Here is a 19,315-nt window from a genome sequence, read left to right on the forward strand (position 1 = left end):
GCTAATCCACCCAGGTGCCGATCGGTGCCGGGTGCCCGAACAGGTAGCCCTGACCGAACTCGCAACCCAGCCCGATCAGCGCGGCGCGCTGCTCGCTGGTCTCGATGCCTTCGGCGACCACGCCCATGCCCAGGGCCCGGGCCAAAGCCAGCACCGCGGCGATCACCGATGCGCTGTTGTCCTTGCCTTCCTTGCCCAGTTCGGCGACGAACGCGCGGTCGATCTTGAGCACGCGCAGCGGGAAGGTGTGCAGGTAGCTGAGCGAGGAGTAGCCGGTGCCAAAGTCGTCGAGCGCGGCGCCGACGCCGGCGGCCTGCAGGCGGCCCAGGGTCGCCCGCACGCGGTCGGGATCGTCGAGCAGCGAGCCCTCGGTGACCTCGATCACCAGCCGTGCCGGCGCCAGTCCGCTGTCGCGCACGATGCCGAGCAGGCGCTGGTCGAAGTCGTCGCGGCGGAAGTGCCGCGGCGCGACGTTGATGGTCACGTAGCGGTCTTCGGGGAAGCGCGTGGCGAGCTGGCAGCTCAGTTCGAACATGCGCCAGTCGATCGCCTCGATGCAGCCGCTGTCCTCGGCGACCTGCAGGAAGTCGGCCGGTCTGAGCAGGCCATGCAACGGGTGGTGCCAGCGCAGCAGCGCCTCGTGCCCGACCACGTCGCCGTCGAGCAGGCGCACGATCGGCTGGAAATGCGGCTCGAAGTGATCCGTCAGCAGGCCGGTGCGCAGTTCCGCCTCCATGGCCAGCACGTCGATCGCGTTGCGCTTGAGCGTCTCGTCGAACATCTCGAAGCGCTTGCGGCCCAGCCCCTTGGCGCGATAAAGCGCGGTGTCGGCGTCGCGCAGCAACTCGTCGGCATCGTGGTAGTCGTCGTTGCCGACCGCGATGCCGATGCTGGCCGACGGCTCGAGCGTCTTGCCGGCGACCTGCATCGGCGTGCCGAGCACGTCGAGCACGCGCTGGGCGACGTGGAACGCGGTCTGCGGCACGTCGACGTCGTCCAGCAGGATCGCGAATTCGTCGCCGGACAGGCGCGCGACCAGGTCCGGTTCGCGCACGCACGACTGCAGGCGCTGGGCGACCTGGCGCAGCACCTCGTCGCCGGCGAGGTGGCCGAGGCTGTCGTTGATCACCTTGAAGCGGTCGACATCCAGGTACAGCAGCGCGCAGCGCCGGCGTGGATCGTGGCGCACGTGCGCGAGCACGCGCTCGATGCGGTCGAGCAGGTGGCCGCGGTTCGGCAGCCCGGTCAGCGCGTCGTGCATGACCTCGTGCTCGAGCTGGTCCTGGATGCGCTCGCGCTCGTGGATTTCCTTGCGCAGTTCGTGGGTGCGCTCCTGCACGCGGTCCTCGAGCAAGGCGTAGGCCTGCTGCTGGATCTGCAACGCGCGGCGGCGGTTGAGGCTGTTGGCGATCTGCGAGGCGACGAAGCCGAGCAACTCCTGGTCGGCGGGGCCGTAAAGCACCGCCGGGTCGTAGCTTTGCACCACGATCAGCCCGACCACCTCGTCGCCGGACACCAGTGGCACCCCGAGCCACCACACCGACGGCCGATCGCCGAACGGCAGCTCGATCTCGCCGCGCGCGGCCATCGCCCGGATCAGGCCGTGGTCAGCGAGCAGCGGCCTGGCATGGCGCAGCACGTGCTCGCTCAGTCCGCGCGCGAGCGGGCGGGCCGGATGGCCGCATTGCTGGTCGTCGACGAAGTAGGGGAACTCGAGTAGCTGGCGGTCGTCCGACAGCAGGCCGATGTAGAAATTCTCGGCGTTGAGCAGCTTGCCGACCACGTCGTGGATGCTGCGGTAGAACGCGTCCTCGTCGATGCCGGCCGTGGCCAGCTGAGCGATCTGGAACAGCGCCGCCTGCAGCCGCTCGGCGCGTTCGCGCTCGACGATCTCCAACTGCAGGCCTCGGTTGGCCTCGGCCAGTTCCAGGGTGCGCTGGTGGACGCTGTGTTCGAGGTCGTCCTGGGTGCGCTTGCGCTCCAGCGCGGTGAGGATGTGGCTGCCGACGAAACCGAGCAGCGCCTGGTCCTCGGCCGAGTAGACGCCCCGGCGTTCGTAGCTCTGCAGCACGATCGCGCCCTGCACCACGCCGTCGCGCAGCATCGGCACGCCGAGCCAGTCCTGGCTGTCGGTGCCGAACATGTGCAGCGGGCCGGACACCTGCGCGCGCAGCTGCTCGGCATCGCCGCGCAGCGGCTTGCCGCCGTGCAGCAGGTACCAGGTCAGGGTGCCCTCGCGGTCGCCCAGGCGCACGTCGCCGTCCGGCGGCGGATCCTCGACGTCGGCGAAGTAGAGGAAGCGGATGAGGTCGTCCTCCAGGCGCACGATGAAGAAGTTCTCGGCATGCATCAGCGTGCCGACGACGGCATGGATGCCCTTGAGCAGGTCGGGCATGTCGCGGTCGGAGCCGGCCAGGTCGGAAATCTCGAACAGCGCGCGCTGCACCAGCTCGGAATGCTCCAGCCGTGCCAGCGTGCCGTGCAGCTCGGCGATCTCCAGGGCGTGGCGCAGGCGCTGGTCGGCGATCTGCAGCGGTTCGGCGGCGTGCTCGAGCAGTTGCGTCGCGCGGCTGCGCTGGTCGAGTTCCACCAGCACCACCGCGGCGCTGCGCCACAGCGGGATCGCCAAGCGCGCGCGCGGCTGCGGCGCCAGTCGGGGCAGGTCGTCGGCGGAGACGGCGAAGGCCAGGTCGAGGTCGGCGGCGATGTCGTCGCTGGCGATCGGTTGCGCCGGCTCGCTCGCCGGGCCTTCGGCGCCGTTCAAATCCCACAGCACGCGCACGCCGCGACAGCCGGGCAGGCCGCGCACCAGCTCCACCGTGGCCAGCGCCACCGCGCGCGGCGTGGTGGCGTCCATCAGGGGCATGAGCCAGGCCAGCGACGAAGCCGCGAGCGGGGGCAGGATGTCGGTGCGTGCAGGCATCGCGGTGGGACGGAACGTGGATTTCGGGATGCCAGCTCTACCACGGCCCCGGTGAGAGACGCGAAGTCAAGCCAGTCAGCACTCTGAACCATGCAAAAAGTGCGACCGCTGTCGCGGTTGCGGGCACGCGAACGCGCGCGCGGCTGCCGCGCGTGGTCCTGATCTGCCGTTGCACGACACCGCCGAAAAACCCACTGCGCAGAAAAAAGCCCGCCTGGGCGGGGCTTCGGGGCTGCGTTGGCGCGGTGGCGGGTTACGACACCTGCACCAGCCGCAGCGGGTTGCGCCACTGCGCCAGCAGCGTCGCTTCGCGCGCCTTGGCCTCGTGCAGGTGCGCTTCCTTGACGTGGCCGTAGCCGCGGATGTGCTCGGGCACGCTGGCGATCTGCGCGGCGAGGTCGACGTTGCCGGCGTGGTGGCTTCCAGCAACGGCGTCCACCCTGCCAGCGGCGGTCCTAGCGCGGAGCCGGGGAGGGTGGCGCCCAGCCGTGCTCGCGTTCGAGGATGCGGTACAGCGCGACGGTGTAGCGGTCCGCGTCCGCTGCAGCCATGTGCGACCACTCGGGTAGCCAGTAGCCCTGCAGTTCCGGGTAATCCTCGAAATGGATGCCAGGCGCGCCGGTGCGCGCGAGCAGCAGGTCCCAGCTGTCCGCGCGCGGGACGGTTTTGTTGTCGAAGGCGGCATACGGCCCAACAGTGGGATGGCGGATGAAGATCACCTGCACGCCGCGGGCACGCAGCTTCGCCACGGCAGCGACCACGCGCTGGAGGGTCTCTTCGCGCTGGCGCGGCAATTTCGCCTGCTCGGCCGGCGTCGGTGGCGGGGCCTGCCAGTTCAACTTGGCCCAGCCGTCGCGCACCTCCGCCAAGTACCGCGGATCGTGTTCGAGTTTGTCCCATAGCCGGTTGTTGCGATCGGCCGTGCCAACGAAGAGCTTGCGCACCGCGGGCCGCGGCGCAAGCCCGGGCCGTTGCGGCCAGGCCTGCCGCCGGACCACGCGCGCGAGGGCGAAGTCGGGATCGTAGAATGCCAGGTACGGCTCCAGCAGCCGCATCGACAGCCACTGGCCGATCCGCTGCGACGGCCCTTCTTCGCGATAGCGCTTGAACGCGCTGACGCGCGCGCCGCCGGCGCCGCCGGCCCGGAACAGGTTCGCTGTAATGTCGACCAGCAGACGGCCGGTGAAGTCGGGATCGTCGGCCAGCTGCTCCAGCGGAACCGTGGGAGTGGTGCCCTCCAGCGCCAGTTGGATTGGACGGCGCCCGGACAGGCGCTCCCACACCGGCAGCTGCACATCCGAGAGCATGCGCGACGAGCCGAGCAGCACTGTGGCGTCGCCTTCGCCGTGATCGATGCGGCGGCGTTGCAGGGTCCATGCGCCGTCGCTGTTGCGGTACGCCGGCGTCGCGCCGAACGCGCGCCAGTGCCACTCCCAGGCCGCCATCAGCAGCAGGAACAGCACCAGCGCGCCGAGCAGGATGCGTCCCCACGGCTGCGGGGGGATGTCGCGTTCCGGTACCGGCTGCGCGACGCCGGGCCGGTCGGAGGCCGTTAGCCGTACGAAGCCGGGGCGCTCGAAACGGTCCGCGGTTGCCATGCCGCCGTCGCCGGCCATCGCCATCGCGACGTCCGCGGCCAGCTCAGAACTGGAAGTAGATGAAGGCATTGCCCGCTCCCTGTGCGGCCACCACCGCGAACGCCATCAGGCCCAGCGCCGCCGACAGCGGCACCGGGTGTTGCCGCGCGAGCATCGCTTCCAGCGTGCGGCTGCGCATCAGCCAGTGCGCGGTCACGATGCCGCCGACGATCAGCGCCACCATCGCCAGATGCGCCGTGCTCAGGATGGGTGTTGCCTTCGCGTTGCCACCGAACATGCCGCGCAGCACTCCCCACGCCTGCTCGAAGCCCTTGGCGCGGAAGAACACCCAGGTGATGTTGATCAGCGCGTAGGTCAACAGGCCCAAGCCGAGCATCGCCAGTGGCCCCGGACGATAGCCCTTGGAGCGCGCACGCAGCGCGCGTTCGACTGCCAGATACAGTCCGTGCAGCCCGCCCCAGACCACGAATGTCCAGCTCGCGCCATGCCACAGGCCACCGAGCAGCATGGTCGCCATCAGCGCGAAATAGGTGCGCGCTTCGCCATGGCGACTGCCGCCGAGCGGGATGTAGAGGTAATCGCGCAGCCACGCCGACAAGGTGATGTGCCAACGCCGCCAGAAATCGGAGAAGCCCACCGCCGCATACGGGAACCGGAAGTTGTCCGGCATGGCGAACCCGAGGCACATCGCCGCGCCGATCGCGGTAGTCGAATAGCCGGCGAAGTCGCAGAAGATCTGGCCGCTGAAGGCGAGCGTCCCCATCCATGCGTCCAGCGCGCCGGCCAGCCGGCCTGGCGTGTCGTAGACCGCTTCGGCCGCCGGCGCCAGAAACGCGTCGGCCAGCACGACCTTCTGGAACAACCCCAGGACCATTAGCGTCAGGCCGAAACGCAGCTGGTCGGCGCTGGCGCGGCGCTCGTGCGCGAACTGCGGCACCAGCTCGGTCGGGCGCATGATCGGCCCGGCGACCAGGTGCGGGAAGAAGGTCACGAACAGCGCGTAGTCGAGGAAGTTGCGCGCAGGCCGGGCGCGGCGCAGGTAAATGTCGAGCGTGTAGGACAGCGTGGCGAAGGTGTAGAACGAAATGCCGACCGGCAGCACGATGTCTAGTTCGGGCGGTTGGTAGACCACGTCCAGCGAGGCCATCAGCGTCTCGAAGTTGTCCATCAAGAAGCCGCCGTACTTGAAGTAACCCAGCATGCCGAGGTTCACAACCACCGACAGCAGCATCCAGGCGCGCCGTGCGTGCGGCTTCTCGGCATCGACCAGTTTCTTCGCCGCCCACCAGTCGACTACGGTCGACACCCACAACAGGATCACGAACGGCGGGTTCCACGCCGCATAGAACAGGTAGCTGGCCACCAGCAGGTTGATCTTCTTCGTGGTCCAGCGCAGCGGCAGCGCATGCAGTACAAGTACCAGCGCGAAGAACACAACGAACGTCAGCGAGTTGAAGACCATCCGCGTCCCCAGTCAGGCCGATCGCGGGGCGGTCGGGCACTAGCGAAAGAACGCGGCACTCGCCGGCGATAGGCCAACGCGGGTGAGGCGGACCAAGCTGCAAAACGCCGGATACGGCGCTGCGCGAGCTGATCCGACCTGAGCGGGTTGCGCAGAAAAAAGCCCCGCCTGGGCGGGGCTTCGGGGCTGCGTTGGCGCGGTGGCGGGTTACGCCACCTGCACCAGCCGCAGCGGGTTGCGCCACTGCGCCAGCAGCGCCGCTTCGCGCGTCTTGGCCTCGTGCAGGTGCGCTTCCTTGACATGGCCGTAGCCGCGGATGTGCTCGGGCACGCTGGCAATCTGCGCGGCGAGGTCGATGTTGCCGGCATCGAGCGTGGCCAGCAGGTTTTCAATCGTCGTGAAGTAATCGACGATCAGCTGGCGTTCCATCCGCCGCTCCTCGGTCTTGCCGAAGATGTCGAACGCGCCGCCGCGCAGGAACTTGAGCTTGGCCATCAGCTTGAACGCCGGCAGCACCCAGCCACCGAATTCCTGCTTGATCAGCCGGCCCTGCGCGTCCTTCTTGGCTAGCAGCGGCGGGGCGAGGTGGAACTTGAGCTTGTAGTCGCCCTCGTACTGCTGCTCGAGCTTCTTCTTGAAATCGCCGCTGGTGTACAGGCGCGCGACCTCGTACTCGTCCTTGTAGGCCATCAGCTTGAACGCGTAACGCGCGACCGCCTCGGTGAGGTCGGTGCTGCCCGGCGCGCGGTTGGCCTCGGCGTCGCGCACGCGGCTGACGAAGCTCGAGTAGCGGTTCGCGTACGCGGCGTCCTGGTAGTCGGTCAGGAACGCGACGCGGCGGCTGATCAGTTCATCGAGCGAGCGAGACAGGCGTGCGTCGTCGAGTGGTGCGAACGCGAGCTGGTCGCCGTTGTGGGTCGCGGCGCCGCCGCTCGAGTTCGGCAGGTGGCGCAAGTCGTCGCCGTTGCGGCTCGGCGCGGGGGCCGCATTGGCGCCCCACTCGTGGCCTTCCCACTCGCCCGGCGACAACATCGGCAGTGCGTGCGGGGTCGACTCGGCCGTGGTCTGCGCGTTGCGGATCAGGCCGGCGGCCTCGGCGACCGCCTGCGGATCGACCACCGCCAGGCGGCCCCACGCGAACGCGGTCTTGTTCATCTCGATCGCGGCGCCGTTGAGTTCGACCGCGCGCATGATCGAGTCGAACGCCAGCGGCACCAGGCCCTTCTGCCAGGCGTAGCCGAGGATGAACAGGTTGGTCGCGATCGCGTCGCCCATCAGCGCGGTCGCGAGCTGGGTCGCATCGACCTGGTGCAAGCCGCTGCCGCCCAGCGCGCTGTTGATCGCGGCGACGATGTCGGTGGCCGGGAACTGCATGTCCGGGCGGGTGGTGAACGTGCCCGGCATCGCCTCGTAGGTGTTGAGCACGACCTGGGCGCGACCGCTGCGGATCTTCGACAGCACCCAGTAGTCGTTGACCACGACCATGTCGCAGCCCAGCACCAGGTCGGCCTCGCCGGCGGCGATGCGCACCGCGTGGATGTCGCCCGGTGCGTTCGCGATGCGGATGTGGGTGGTGACCGCGCCGCCCTTCTGCGCCAGCCCGGTCTGGTCGAGCACGCTCGCGCCCTTGCCCTCCAGGTGGCCGGCCATGCCGAGCAGCGCGCCGATCGTGACCACGCCGGTGCCGCCGACGCCGGTCAGCAGGATGTTCCAGGGCTGGTCGAGCGCGGGCAGGGTCGGCAGCGGCAGGTTCGCGAGCAGGTCCTTCGCGCCCGAGCCCTTCTTCTTGCGCAGCGCGCCGCCGTGGACGGTGACGAAGCTCGGGCAAAAACCATTCACGCAGGAATAGTCCTTGTTGCAGTTGGACTGGTCGATGTCGCGCTTGCGGCCGAACTCGGTTTCCTTCGGGAGCACCGACACGCAGAACGACTTCTTGCCGCAGTCGCCGCAGCCTTCGCAGACCAGCGAGTTGATCATGACGCGCTTTTGCGGGTCGACCATCTTGCCGCGCTTGCGGCGGCGGCGCTTTTCGGTGGCGCAGGTCTGGTCGAAGATCAGCACCGAGGTGCCCTTCACTTCGCGCAGGCGCTTCTGCACCGCGTCCAGTTCCTTGCGGTCGTAGTATTCGAGGCCGCTCGGGAACAGCGACCGGTCGGACCACTTCTCGATGTCGTCCGACAGCAGCACGATTGTTTGCACGCCTTCTGAGCGCACCTGGTGCGCGATCTGCGGCACGGTCAGGGTGCCGTCCACCGGCTGGCCGCCGGTCATCGCGACCGCGTCGTTGTAGAGGATCTTGTAGGTGATGTTGACGCCCGTGGCCACGGATTGCCGGATCGCGAGCGAACCGGAGTGAAAGTAGGTGCCGTCGCCGAGGTTCTGGAACACGTGCTGGGTTTCGGTGAACGCCGCCTGCCCCGACCAGGTCACGCCTTCGCCGCCCATGTGGGTGAAGGTGTCGGTGCTGCGGTCCATCCACGTGACCATGTAGTGGCAGCCGATGCCGCCGAGCGCGCGCGAACCTTCCGGGACCACGGTCGAGGTGTTGTGCGGGCAGCCCGAGCAGTAGTGCGGCACGCGCGGGAACTGCGCGCGCGGCAGGGCGAGCTCGGATTCCTTCTGCGCCATCCACTGCAGCACGTCGCGGATCTGTTCGCTGTCGTGGAATTTCTGGATGCGGCGGCCGATCACGCCGGCGATCGTGGCCGGGGTCAGCTCGCCGGTGCTCGGCAGGATCCACTCGCCGGACTCGTCGTACTTGCCGACGATGCTCGGGCGCGCACCGTGCGACCAGTTGTACATGTACTCCTTCATCTGCCGCTCGATGAAGGCGCGCTTCTCCTCGACGACGACGATGTCTTCCAAGCCCTTGGCGAAGTTGGCGATGCCGACCGGCTCCAGCGGCCAGGTCATGCCGACCTTGTAGACGCGAATGCCGAGGTCGGCGCAGGCCTGCTCATCAAGGCCGAGGTACTCGAGTGCCTGCAGCACGTCGAGGTAGGACTTGCCGGTGGTGACGATGCCCAGCCGCGCGCGCGGCGAATCGATCACGGTGCGGTCGATGCCGTTGGCGCGGGCGAACGCCTGCGCGGCCTTGACCGCGTACCGGTGCAGGCGCATCTCCTGGTCCATCGGCGGATCCGGCCAGCGGATGTTGAGGCCGCCGGCCGGCATCTCGAAGTCGTCCGGGGTGACGATCCGCAGCGCCAGCGGGTTGGCGTCGATCGAGGCCGAGGACTCGACCGTCTCGGCGATCGTCTTGAAGCCGACCCAGCGGCCGGTGTAACGGCTCATCGCCCAGCCAACCAGGCCCATCTCGAGGATGTCTTGCACACCGGCCGGATTCAGCACCGGCATCATCGCGCTGACGAACTCATCTTCCGAGCCGTGCGGCAGGGTCGAGCTGCGGCAGGCGTGGTCGTCGGCGGCCAGCGCCAGCACGCCACCGAACTTCGAGGTGCCGGCGGCGTTGGCGTGCTTGAACACGTCGCCGGTGCGGTCCACGCCCGGGCCCTTGCCGTACCACATGCCGTACACGCCCTCGACCTTGGCGCCGGGGAACAGGTTGGTCTGCTGGGTGCCCCAGACCATGGTCGCGCCGAGGTCCTCGTTCAGGCCCGGGGTGAACTTCACGCCGGCCGCCTCGAGGTGCTTCTTCGCCCGCCACAGCTCCAGGTCGAAGCCGCCCAGCGGGCTGCCGCGGTAGCCGGAGATGAAGCCGGCGGTGTTCAGGCCGGCGGCCTGGTCGCGCAGGCGCTGCATCAGCGGAAGGCGCACCAGGGCCTGCACGCCCGACAGGTAGATGCGGCCCTGTTCCCGGCTGTACTTGTGCTCGAGCGTGTAGTCGGCGTCGAGCACCGAGTTGGTCAGGCCGGTGTTGGCCGAGGACGGCGAGCTGAGTTCGGCGGTGCTGGTCATGCGTGGCTCCGGGCGCGAAAGGGGCTCGCGGCGTGGCTGCGGGAAAGGCGGGGCGGCTGGTGGTGCGCCGGTCCGGAACGAGCCGGGCCGGTGAAAATCGCGGGATTTAGCCCCGGAATTGTATCAGCCGGGTCCACCCAAAGCCCCGTACGGGGTAGCATTGCCGGGCATCACAGGGGGACCACCGCATGCATTTCCGACCGATCGTACTCGCGGCCGCGCTGGCCGCCGCCCTGGCCGCCTCCGGCGCCCACGCCCAAGCAGCCGCGTCGACCGCGCTGCCCAAACCGGCCGAGTTCTATTTCGATGCCGACGCCAACGCCACCAAGCCGGTGGTCGCGGTGCGCGAGACCGGCGAGGCCGCGATGGCCAAGCTGCTCAAGCTGATCGAACGCAAACCGCACGCGAGCGCCGAACGCGCGCAGCTGGCGCACCTGGCGATGGAGGCCGGCCGCGTCGAGCTGGGCCGCGAGTTGTACGCGCGCGCGCTGCAGCGCCTCGACACGAGCGACGCCGCCTGGCGCGCGGTGATGTGGAACTACGGCTGGGACCTGTACCGCGCCGGCGACGATGCCGCGGCACTCGAGCAGTGGCGCACGCTGATGACCGCGCGCAGCGTGACCGCGGCGTGGATGCCGCCGACCTTCGCGTTGGCGCTGTGGTCGTTGGGTCGCCGCGACGAGGCCGTGCAGTGGTACGCCGCGGCCGTGCGCACCGAGCCGGACCAGTGGGCCGGCACGCAGCGCTACGCGCAGCTGCTGCCGGCCTGGCTGCCGGCCGAGCGCGCAACCCTGGCCGAAGTGCAGGCCGCCTGGGCGACGAAGGTCGTCGCCGGGCAGTAATCCCCGGCGCGGCGCTCGCCGACAGCAACCACCCGCGTCGAGGGCCGGCGCCGTCGCGGGTGCCCGCAAGCGGCCGCCAGACCTTGGTGCGCCGCGCCGACCCTCCAGACACGAGCGCTCCGGCGCGAATGGGCAGTGGCCACGCCCGCGACTGCGCGACCGTGTCGCCTGCAGCCCACCTCCCCACTACCCCGAACGCCCGCACCTGCAGGACGCGGGCCAAGCTCGGCCGCGGCGCGCGAAGCGGACGCGCGATGCCACCGTGATTCGCGGCCACGATGGCTGGCGTGCGTGCGGGAGGACTAGTATTGGGCGCGACCCACCCCGTGCACCGGAGCGTGCCAGCCATGTCACCGCTTTTCACCTTGCGAAAGGCCCAGCGTGCTGGCGACACCGACACGTCCGCCGAGCGCTACACCCACGCGTTGGTGCGGCTGACGCGCGAGGTCTGGCACCCGGACTGCACGTTCGATAGAGCGGTGGGCCTGATTTGCGAGGTCGCGGCCGAGGCGCTGCAGGTCGAGCGGGTCAATGCCTGGCGCTACGATCCGCAGCGCCGTTGCCTGCAATGCACCCACGCCTATACCCGCAGCGACGACCGCCACGCGCACCCCGAGGAACTGGAAACCCTGTCGCTCGACGGCAACGACTATGCGGTGACGCTGGAGGAGGTGCGCGCGATCGACGCGTCCGATGTCGAGTCGGACCCGAGCACCGCGCATTCGGTCGGCGCCCTGCGCCACTACCTTCGCCGGTACAACATCTGCGCGTTGCTGGACGCGCCGGTGCGGATCGAAGGCCAGCTGCTCGGAGTGATCTGCCACGAGAGCGTGGATTCGCCGCGGCAATGGACCCGCGAGGAGTTCGCCTTCGCCGGCAGCATGGGCGACTACGTCGCGATGGCCCACGAGATAGCGCGCCGGCAGCGCGCCGAGGACGAAGTGCAGCACCTGCGGCTGCACGACGCCACCACCAACCTGCCCAACCGTGACTACATGGTCGAGCTGATCCGGCAGCGGCTGGCCGCGCCGCATCCGTTGGCGCGCCCGGCGGCGGTGGTGCACGTGCGGATCAACGCCGCGCACGGCACCGCAATGTCCGCCAGCGCGCCGACCCTGGAAGACGTGATGGCGCAGGTCGCGCCGCGATTGCGCGAACTGGTCAGCGACCAGCCCGCGAGCAACCCGCTGAGCCTGGCGCGGGCGCGCGCCGATGCGTTCGCGTTCGTGGTCGCGCGCGGCGCCAGCCAGGCCGACGTGGTGCGGCTGGCCGAGCGCTGCGTGATCGCGGTGCAGACGCTGCCGCGGCAGCACGAGGAGATCGAGCCAGTCGCCGCGGTCGGCATCGCCTTTGCCGAGGTCGACGAAAGCGATGCGCGGGTGCTGATGCGCAAGGCCGAACAAGCCGCTGACTACGCCCGCGAGCAAGGCCGTCACGCGGTGGAAGTGTTCGACATCGACCACCACCAGGAACTGGTCGAGCGCCTGCGCCGGGAGCGCGCGCTGCGCGCGGCGTTCGCGAACAACCACTTCGAGCTGCACTACCAGCCCGAACGCGAACTCGGCGGCGGTTGGTCCGGCGCCGAGGCGCTGCTGCGCTGGCGCACCGACGACGGCCTGGTGGTGGCGGCCGAGTTCATCGCCACCTTGGAAGCGTCCGACCTGATCCTGCCGGTCGGCCGCTGGGTGCTGGGCCAGGCCTGCGTCGACGCCGCGCAGTGGCCGCATTGCGGCAACGCGCCGCCGATGCTGCGGGTCAACGTCTCCGCGCACCAGTTCGATGGCGCTGGTTTGGCCGGCGATGTCGCCGCCGCACTGGCCAGCTCCGGCCTGCCGCCCGGGCGGCTGTGCCTGGAGATCACCGAAACCACGCTTATGCACGACATCGACCGCACCCTGGCGGTGCTGCAAGAACTCAAGGCATTGGGGGTGCGCATCGCGATCGACGATTTCGGCACCGGCTATTCGTCGCTGGTCTACCTCAAGCGCTTCCCGATCGACACGCTCAAAATCGACAGGAGCTTCGTGCAGGACCTGCCGCACGACCGCACCGACGCCGCGATCGTCGCCGCCGTGGTCGGCCTGGCCGAAGCGCTCGGGGTCGAGGTCGTGGCCGAAGGGATCGAGCGGCTCGAGCAGCAGCACGCGCTGCAGGCGCTCGGGGTCGAGCGCCTGCAAGGCTGGCTGTATGCGCCGGCAATGGCCCAGGCGCAGCTGCGCGAGCTGTTCGCCGCGGCGCCGGGTTGACCACCGGCGGGCCCGGCGGCGCGCGGCCGTCCAGGCCAGCGGAGCAGCGCCCCAGACCGGGCGCAGTCGCCTGCGCCGTCGCCGCCTGTATTCTTCGCCATCATCTCCGTGGAGTCGTGCCATGTCGGCAGCATTCCTGATCCGCTGCGGCCTGTTGGCTACCGCCGCCGCCGCAGCCCTGGTCACCGCCATCCCGGCCGCGGCCGCCGACCGCGTCACCGGCAAGCCGTTCGCGACCCGCTCCGAGGTCTACGCGCCGCACGCGATGGCCGCGACCTCGCACCCGCTCGCCACCCAGATCGCGCTCGACGTGATGCAGGCCGGCGGCAGCGCGGTCGACGCCGCGATCGCTGCCAACGCCGCGCTCGGCTTGATGGAGCCCACCGGCAATGGCGTCGGCGGCGACCTGTTCGCGATCGTCTGGGACCCGAAGACGAAGAAGCTGCACGGCTACAACGGCTCGGGCCGCTCGCCCAAGTCGCTGACCCTGGCCGAGTTCCAGCGCCGCGGCCTGACCGACATCCCGGCGCACGGCCCGCTGCCGGTGACGGTGCCGGGCACGGTCGACGCGTGGTTCGCGCTGCACGGCAAGTTCGGGCGCAAGCCGATGGCCGATAACCTGGCGCCCGCGATCCGCTACGCGCGCGAAGGCCACCCGGTGCACGAGGTGATCGCCTACTACTGGAACGCGTCGGTGCCGCGCCTGTCGAAGTGGCCGGGCTTCGCCGAGCAGTTCACCGTCGACGGCGGCGCCAAGGGCGAGCGCCGCGCGCCGCGCCGCGGCGAGACCTGGAAGAACCCGAACCTCGCCAACACCCTGCAAGCCATCGCCGATGGCGGCCGCGACGCGTTCTATCGGGGCGAGATCGCGCGCAGCATCGACGCCTACTTCAAGGCCAACGACGGCTTCCTGTCGTACGAGGACCTGGCCACGCACGCCGGCGAGTGGGTCGAGCCGGTCTCGACCAACTACCGCGGCTATGACGTCTGGGAACTGCCGCCCAACGGCCAGGGCATCGCCGCGCTGCAGATCCTCAACCTGCTCGAACCCTACGACCTGAAGCGCTACGGCTTCGGCAGCGTCGAGCACGTGCACCTGTTCACCGAAGCCAAGAAGCTCGCGTTCGCCGACCGCGCGCGCTGGTACGCCGATCCGGCGTTCGCCAAGGCACCGGTGCAGAAGCTGATCGGCAAGCCGTACGCAAGGCAGCGCGGCAAACTGATCTCGATGGACAAGGCCGCGCGCGAGGTGCAGCCGGCCACGCCGGCCGAACTCGACGAGGGCGACACGATCTACATGACCGTCGCCGACGCCGACGGCATGATGGTCTCGCTGATCCAGTCCAACTACCGCGGCATGGGCAGCGGCATGGCGCCGCCGGGGCTGGGCTTCATCTTCCAGGACCGCGGCGAGCAGTTCGTGTTGAAGGAAAATCATCCGAATTCCTTCGCCCCCGGCAAGCGTCCGTTCCACACCATCATCCCCGCGTTCGTGACCAAGGCCGGCAAACCGTGGCTGTCGTTCGGGCTGATGGGCGGCGCGATGCAGCCGCAGGGCCACGCCCAGATCGTGATGAACCTGGTCGACTTCGGCATGAACCTGCAGGAAGCCGGCGACGCGCCGCGCATCCAGCACGACGGCTCGACCGAACCGGCCGGACAGGCGACGGTGATGAGCGACGGCGGCGAGCTCGACCTGGAAACCGGCTTCGACTACGAGACCGTGCGCGCGCTGATGCGCAAGGGCCACAGCGTGCGTTACGCCGACGGCCCCTACGGCGGCTACCAGGCGATCATGGTCAACCCGCACGGCGGCTACATCGGCGCCAGCGAGTCGCGCAAGGACGGCCAGGCGGCGGGCTACTGACCTTGCGTAACTCGCTACTGCACGCGCGCTGCCGCCGGTGATCAACGACGCCCTCGACCTTCCGCACTGGCGCGCGCGGCTGCAGCGCGACGGCCGCGCGCAGATCGACAACTACCTGCAGCCCGACGCCGCGCAGCGCCTGCGCGCCTGCCTCGAGCGCGAAGTGCCGTGGACCTTGGCGCTGCGCGATGCGGAGGGTGCGCGCACGCTCGACCATGTGAGCTACGCGGCGATGGACGACGCCGCGCGTCGAGCGCTGTACGCGCAGGTCGCCGGCTCGGCCGGCGAGCAAGGCCGCGATGACGACGGCTTCCGCTTCGCTTACGACAGCTACATGATGGTGCGCGCCTACCAGGAGGGCCGCGACCCCGGCCTGTTGCTGCACCGGGTGCTGGAACTGTTCAACTCGCCGGACTACATTGCCTTCGCGCGCGCGTTGACCGGCGACGCGCGCATCCGCCGCACCGACGCACAGGCCACGCGCTACCGGCGCGGCCAGTTCCTGCGCTACCACACCGATGCGGAGTCCAACGAAGGTCGGCTGTACGCCTACGTGCTCAACCTCAGTCGCGGCTGGCAGGCCGACTGGGGCGGGCAGCTGCAGTTCATCGGCGACGACGGCGCCGTGCTCGAAAGCTACCTGCCGCGCTGGAACGCGCTGTCGCTGTTTGCGGTGCCGGCCGGCCACGCGGTGTCGCTGGTCGCGCCGTGGGCCGCCGATGACCGGCTCGCAATCACCGGCTGGTGGCTGGCGTGAGCGCGCCCGGCAACGGCAACCAGGACGTCGCCGCGTTGCTGCGCGACGCCTGGGCCGCGTTGCAACGCGGGCAGCCGGCGCAGGCGCAACGCGCGTGCGAGGCGGCCCTGCAACTCGCACCGCAATCGTTCGACGGCTGGCGCCTGCTCGCGGTCGCGCGCCAGGCGCTCGGCGACGCCGACGGCTGCCGCGATGCCCTGCAACACGCCCACGCCCTGCGTCCGCACGACGGCGCGACCGCGCTCGACCTGGGCACCGCGCTGCTGCACGGCGGCGACCCGGCGGCCGCGCGGCCGCTGCTGCGCGTGGCGATGGACGCGTTGGCCAGCGAACCGCGCGCCGCGTTCCGGTTCGGCACTGCCGCGTTCGTGGGCGGTGATTTCGCCGCGGCGGTGGACGGATTCGAGGCCGCGACCCGACGCGACCCGGCGTGGCCCGAGGCCTGGAACAACCTGTCGGCCGCGCACGGCCGCCTGCAGCAGTACCCCGCGGCGATCGCCGCCGCGCGCAACGCCTTGCGCCTGCAGCCGCAGTCCGCGGGCGCGCACCAGGCGCTGGCCGCGTTGCTGTCGAACCTGTTCGACCGCGAGTCATTGCAGGAAGGCCTGCAGTTCGCGCAGCGCGCGCTGCAGCTCGATCCTGACCTCGCCGAAGCGCACCGCAACGCCAGCATCGTGCTGCGCAAGCTCGGCGATCCCGCGCGCGCCGAGTCCCACGCGCGCCGCGCGCTGCAACTCGCGCCGCACGACCCGCACACCATCGACACCCTCGGCGAACAACTGCTGCTCAACGGCCGCAGCGCCGAGGCCGTGGCCACTTACGCCGCCGCGGTGGACGCCGGCGACGCCAGCGTCGCGCTGCGCCGCCAGCACGGCATCGCGCTGCTGCACGCCGGCCAGGCCGGCGCCGCGCGCGATGCGCTGGCAGCGTTGCTGCGCGAGCACGGCGATGACCAGCGCGCGATCGCGCACCTGGGCGTGGCGCTGGCCGCGAACGCGCAGCTCGACGCCGCCACGCACCTGCTCGGCCTGCACCGCCACGTGCACGCGCTCGCGGTGCCCGTGCCCGACGGCTTCGCCGGCGCCAGCGCGTTTAACGCCGCGCTGGCCGACGACATCCGCCGCCACAGCCAGCAGCGCTGGCAGCCGGCCGGCCTGGCCGCGCGCAACGCCTACCTCAGCGGCGACCTGCTCGCTGACCGCACCGCCGCGATCGCCGGTTTCGAACAGCGGCTGCGCGAGGCAATCGACGCGTTCATCGCCCGCTGCCGCGCACAGGCCAATGCCGGCGCGGCCGACGACCTGTTCCTGCGCCACGTCCCGCGCGACTACCGGCTGCACGTCTGGGCGACCCAGGCCGCCGAAACCGGCTACATCGACACCCACATCCACGAGGAGTCGTGGCTGTCCGGCGCGTACTACGTCGAACTGCCCGCGGCTATTCGCGACGACGACCCCGACCACGCCGGCTGGATCGAGTTCGGCCGCCCCTACGCCACGCTGCCGCCCTGGCCCGAGCACGCCCTGCGCCGCGTGCGCCCGCAGGTCGGCACCCTGCTGCTGTTCCCGTCGTACCTGTTCCACCGCACCTTGCCGTACCGCGGCGACGGCGAGCGCATCAGCATCTCGTTCGACCTGGCCGCGGTTTGAGCGTAGGCATCGGCCCGCTCGCCAACGCCTCGCGGCGGCGCGGACGCAGTGGATTTCTGAACGACCAGGGCCGGCATCCGTTGCTGCTGCGCGGTTTTCCGTACCAGATAGACCGCGGAAGCGAGGAAATAAAGGGCATATGTGAAAAAGCGCCCGATAAAAAAATCGGCCCGGTGAAGCTGGGCCGATATAGCCACTGCGCAAGTGCTTGATACCGAGCAACTTATTGCCTTGACGCGCCCCGGACGCGCAGCTGACCATCGGTGCATATGACCCGATCCGGGGTCTACTAGGCGTTAGGCCGCATCAAACACAGGTGCGTTGTTGTTGGGCTTGGGTTGCTTCGGCCAGGTCGTCAGTCTGCGCGTAGCGCCGCTTCGGCGGCATGGCGCGTCGCGGCTTCTCGGCAAAGCGTCGGTCTGCGGCGATCGGATCGGCTCGCAGCTCGCGGAGTGTTCGGTGGGTAGTCTTTCGGTAGAGCCACAAGTGGGAGCTGGCGGGTTGCTGCGCCCTAACAACTCATTCAAGCCGAACCCGCTTCGTTGCTTCGTTCGCCTGTGCCGTTGTTCAATTGCAGCCACTCACCGACTGGCGTGCTGCGGGTCGGCTTAATTCAGGCGTTAGGCATGCCACGGAATCGCACAGCACTCGAACAAGCAGCCGGCAAGCTCACGTCGGCCATCCAAAAGGATTGGGTGGCGGAGATGGGAGAGCCGCTTGCTAATGAGAGCGAACTGGCGATGCACAGGAGCCAGCTATTGGCGCGAGCTGCGGTGGAAGGTCGGCTTGCTGACGTGTTGGGCGGCCAATCCATTAGTGAGTACCTTGGCTGCAGCTGGCTCCGTTCCCACCCAAATATCTTCCCAGCCGTGAGGGCTCTTGAGGCGCTCATTGCTGGTGAGTCGCATGCCTAACAATTCATTCAAGCCGAACCCGCTTCGTTAGGTGATTCAGTTGTGTCGTTGTTCCAGTGCAACCACTCACCGACTAGCGCGTTGCGGGTCGGCTTAATTCAGGCGTTAGCGCTCATGAGCAAGGTCATCGCATTTGTCGTTTTACTAGCCGCATCTTCTGGATGTGCGGCGCGAGATTTCTTTAGTGATGCACGCGATCTGGCTCTCGAGATCATCAATGCGGAGCTTGATGGGCAGTTCTGTCAACCCGCGCCAATCCCGGAACATCAGCGTAAAGCCATGGCTCAGGCCCTAGCTCGCATTGACCGAGGCGGGTTGTCCGATCCTACGGGCCTTAGTCCACTAAACCTAGCTGTCATTTCCGACGACATTCCAACTTTCAAGCGCCTTAGCACTCTCGGGTACTCTTTTAACTCCCCTGGCAATACCTTGCTCCATGACGCGGCGCTTCATAATTCAATGCAGGCGTTGCCGTTCTTGTTAGCTAGTGGCGTCGCCCCAAACGCTTCTAGCTCCTACGGAGCAACTGCGCTTATGTCGGCCGCCGCTAACGGCAGAGTTGATGTAGCTCGCGCCCTGTTGGTTGCCGGCGCAACGCCAAACGCAAAGAACACAGATGGTGGCACTGCATTGCACTACGCAATTGGCTGTCGCAATCAGGAGATGGTAGATGTGTTGCTTTCTGCTGGTGCAGCCATCGACCCCAGAGCTCAATCGCTTGCTGAGAGACACGGCCTCAAACTCTCCCGGCATGAGCGCTAACAATTCATTCAAGCCGAAGCCGCTTCGCGGCTCGGCTTAACTCAGGCGTTAGGTGCCATGGAAAGAGTCGTATCACTCGTGGCAACTATTTCGGCAATTCTTCTGCCAATAGCGGTCGGCTACGCGCTCCGGCCAACCGCCGAGCACAGCAAGCACGCAATGCTGTGGTTGCTTCTTACGGCAAGCGCACTCGTTGTCTCCGGCCTGCTGTCTGCCATCGCAATCCGGCTCGGCTACTCGGCGTTCCAAGATCTTCCCGCACCCCGCCCATTGCATCGCAAGCTGGAGCTGGGCGTGCTCGCGCTGCCGCCAATATTGTTTGTGGCTATCATCGCGTGGCAGGTGCTGTCAGCTGGCACCTAACAATTCATTCAAGC

Annotated in this window: 13 protein-coding genes; 8 read left to right on the top strand and 5 right to left on the bottom strand. The window is 68.8% G+C overall.

The window, feature by feature from the left end:
- Position 1 precedes the first annotated feature (1 nt).
- From ACFQZQ_RS10740 to ACFQZQ_RS10760, 5 genes are all read right to left on the bottom strand, one after another.
- Positions 2 to 2,923, bottom strand: a complete 2,922-nt coding sequence (locus ACFQZQ_RS10740) for an EAL domain-containing protein (protein ID WP_386812786.1) — start codon at positions 2,921 to 2,923, stop codon at positions 2 to 4.
- Positions 2,924 to 3,176: 253 nt separating this feature from the next.
- Positions 3,177 to 3,362, bottom strand: coding sequence for a DUF6537 domain-containing protein (locus ACFQZQ_RS10745; RefSeq protein ID WP_386812787.1), 186 nt, complete (start codon positions 3,360 to 3,362; stop codon positions 3,177 to 3,179).
- 16 nt (positions 3,363 to 3,378) lie between these two features.
- Entirely contained in the window at positions 3,379 to 4,590 is a 1,212-nt protein-coding gene (locus ACFQZQ_RS10750; RefSeq protein WP_386812788.1) for a hypothetical protein, read from the bottom strand.
- A complete protein-coding gene (locus ACFQZQ_RS10755) occupies positions 4,565 to 5,983 on the bottom strand; it encodes an MBOAT family O-acyltransferase (protein WP_386812789.1) in 1,419 nt (472 codons plus the stop codon). The genes ACFQZQ_RS10750 and ACFQZQ_RS10755 overlap by 26 nt, the downstream gene beginning before the upstream one ends.
- A gap of 207 nt (positions 5,984 to 6,190) precedes the next feature.
- Entirely contained in the window at positions 6,191 to 9,841 is a 3,651-nt protein-coding gene (locus ACFQZQ_RS10760; protein WP_386812921.1) for an indolepyruvate ferredoxin oxidoreductase family protein, read from the bottom strand.
- Between the two features lie 248 nt (positions 9,842 to 10,089).
- Here ACFQZQ_RS10760 and ACFQZQ_RS10765 point away from each other — a divergent pair, with 248 nt between their 5' ends.
- The 8 genes from ACFQZQ_RS10765 (at position 10,090) to ACFQZQ_RS10800 (ending at position 19,301) form a co-directional block, all read left to right on the top strand.
- Positions 10,090 to 10,743 carry a tetratricopeptide repeat protein gene (locus ACFQZQ_RS10765; protein ID WP_386812790.1) on the top strand — a complete coding sequence of 218 codons (654 nt, stop codon included), beginning with the start codon at positions 10,090 to 10,092 and terminating at the stop codon, positions 10,741 to 10,743.
- A 347-nt stretch (positions 10,744 to 11,090) separates the two neighbouring features.
- A complete protein-coding gene (locus ACFQZQ_RS10770; RefSeq protein WP_386812791.1) occupies positions 11,091 to 12,989 on the top strand; it encodes a putative bifunctional diguanylate cyclase/phosphodiesterase in 1,899 nt (632 codons plus the stop codon).
- A 121-nt stretch (positions 12,990 to 13,110) separates the two neighbouring features.
- Positions 13,111 to 14,856 carry a gamma-glutamyltransferase gene (gene ggt, locus ACFQZQ_RS10775; protein WP_386812792.1) on the top strand — a complete coding sequence of 582 codons (1,746 nt, stop codon included), beginning with the start codon at positions 13,111 to 13,113 and terminating at the stop codon, positions 14,854 to 14,856.
- A gap of 37 nt (positions 14,857 to 14,893) precedes the next feature.
- The gene (locus tag ACFQZQ_RS10780; protein WP_386812793.1) at positions 14,894 to 15,613 is read left to right on the top strand and encodes a 2OG-Fe(II) oxygenase; all 720 of its coding nucleotides are present in this window, start codon (positions 14,894 to 14,896) and stop codon (positions 15,611 to 15,613) included.
- Entirely contained in the window at positions 15,610 to 17,262 is a 1,653-nt protein-coding gene (locus tag ACFQZQ_RS10785; RefSeq protein WP_386812794.1) for a putative 2OG-Fe(II) oxygenase, read from the top strand. The genes ACFQZQ_RS10780 and ACFQZQ_RS10785 overlap by 4 nt, the downstream gene beginning before the upstream one ends.
- Positions 17,259 to 17,474, top strand: coding sequence for a hypothetical protein (locus tag ACFQZQ_RS10790; RefSeq protein ID WP_386812795.1), 216 nt, complete (start codon positions 17,259 to 17,261; stop codon positions 17,472 to 17,474). Before ACFQZQ_RS10785 ends, ACFQZQ_RS10790 begins: the two co-directional genes overlap by 4 nt.
- A gap of 816 nt (positions 17,475 to 18,290) precedes the next feature.
- Positions 18,291 to 18,938, top strand: a complete 648-nt coding sequence (locus ACFQZQ_RS10795) for an ankyrin repeat domain-containing protein (protein WP_386812796.1) — start codon at positions 18,291 to 18,293, stop codon at positions 18,936 to 18,938.
- A 57-nt stretch (positions 18,939 to 18,995) separates the two neighbouring features.
- Positions 18,996 to 19,301, top strand: coding sequence for a hypothetical protein (locus tag ACFQZQ_RS10800; protein ID WP_386812797.1), 306 nt, complete (start codon positions 18,996 to 18,998; stop codon positions 19,299 to 19,301).
- The last annotated feature ends 14 nt before the right edge of the window (positions 19,302 to 19,315 follow it).

The sequence above is a fragment of the Lysobacter koreensis genome (assembly GCF_042677045.1).
GTDB classification, from domain to species: Bacteria; Pseudomonadota; Gammaproteobacteria; order Xanthomonadales; family Xanthomonadaceae; genus Lysobacter_K; species Lysobacter_K koreensis.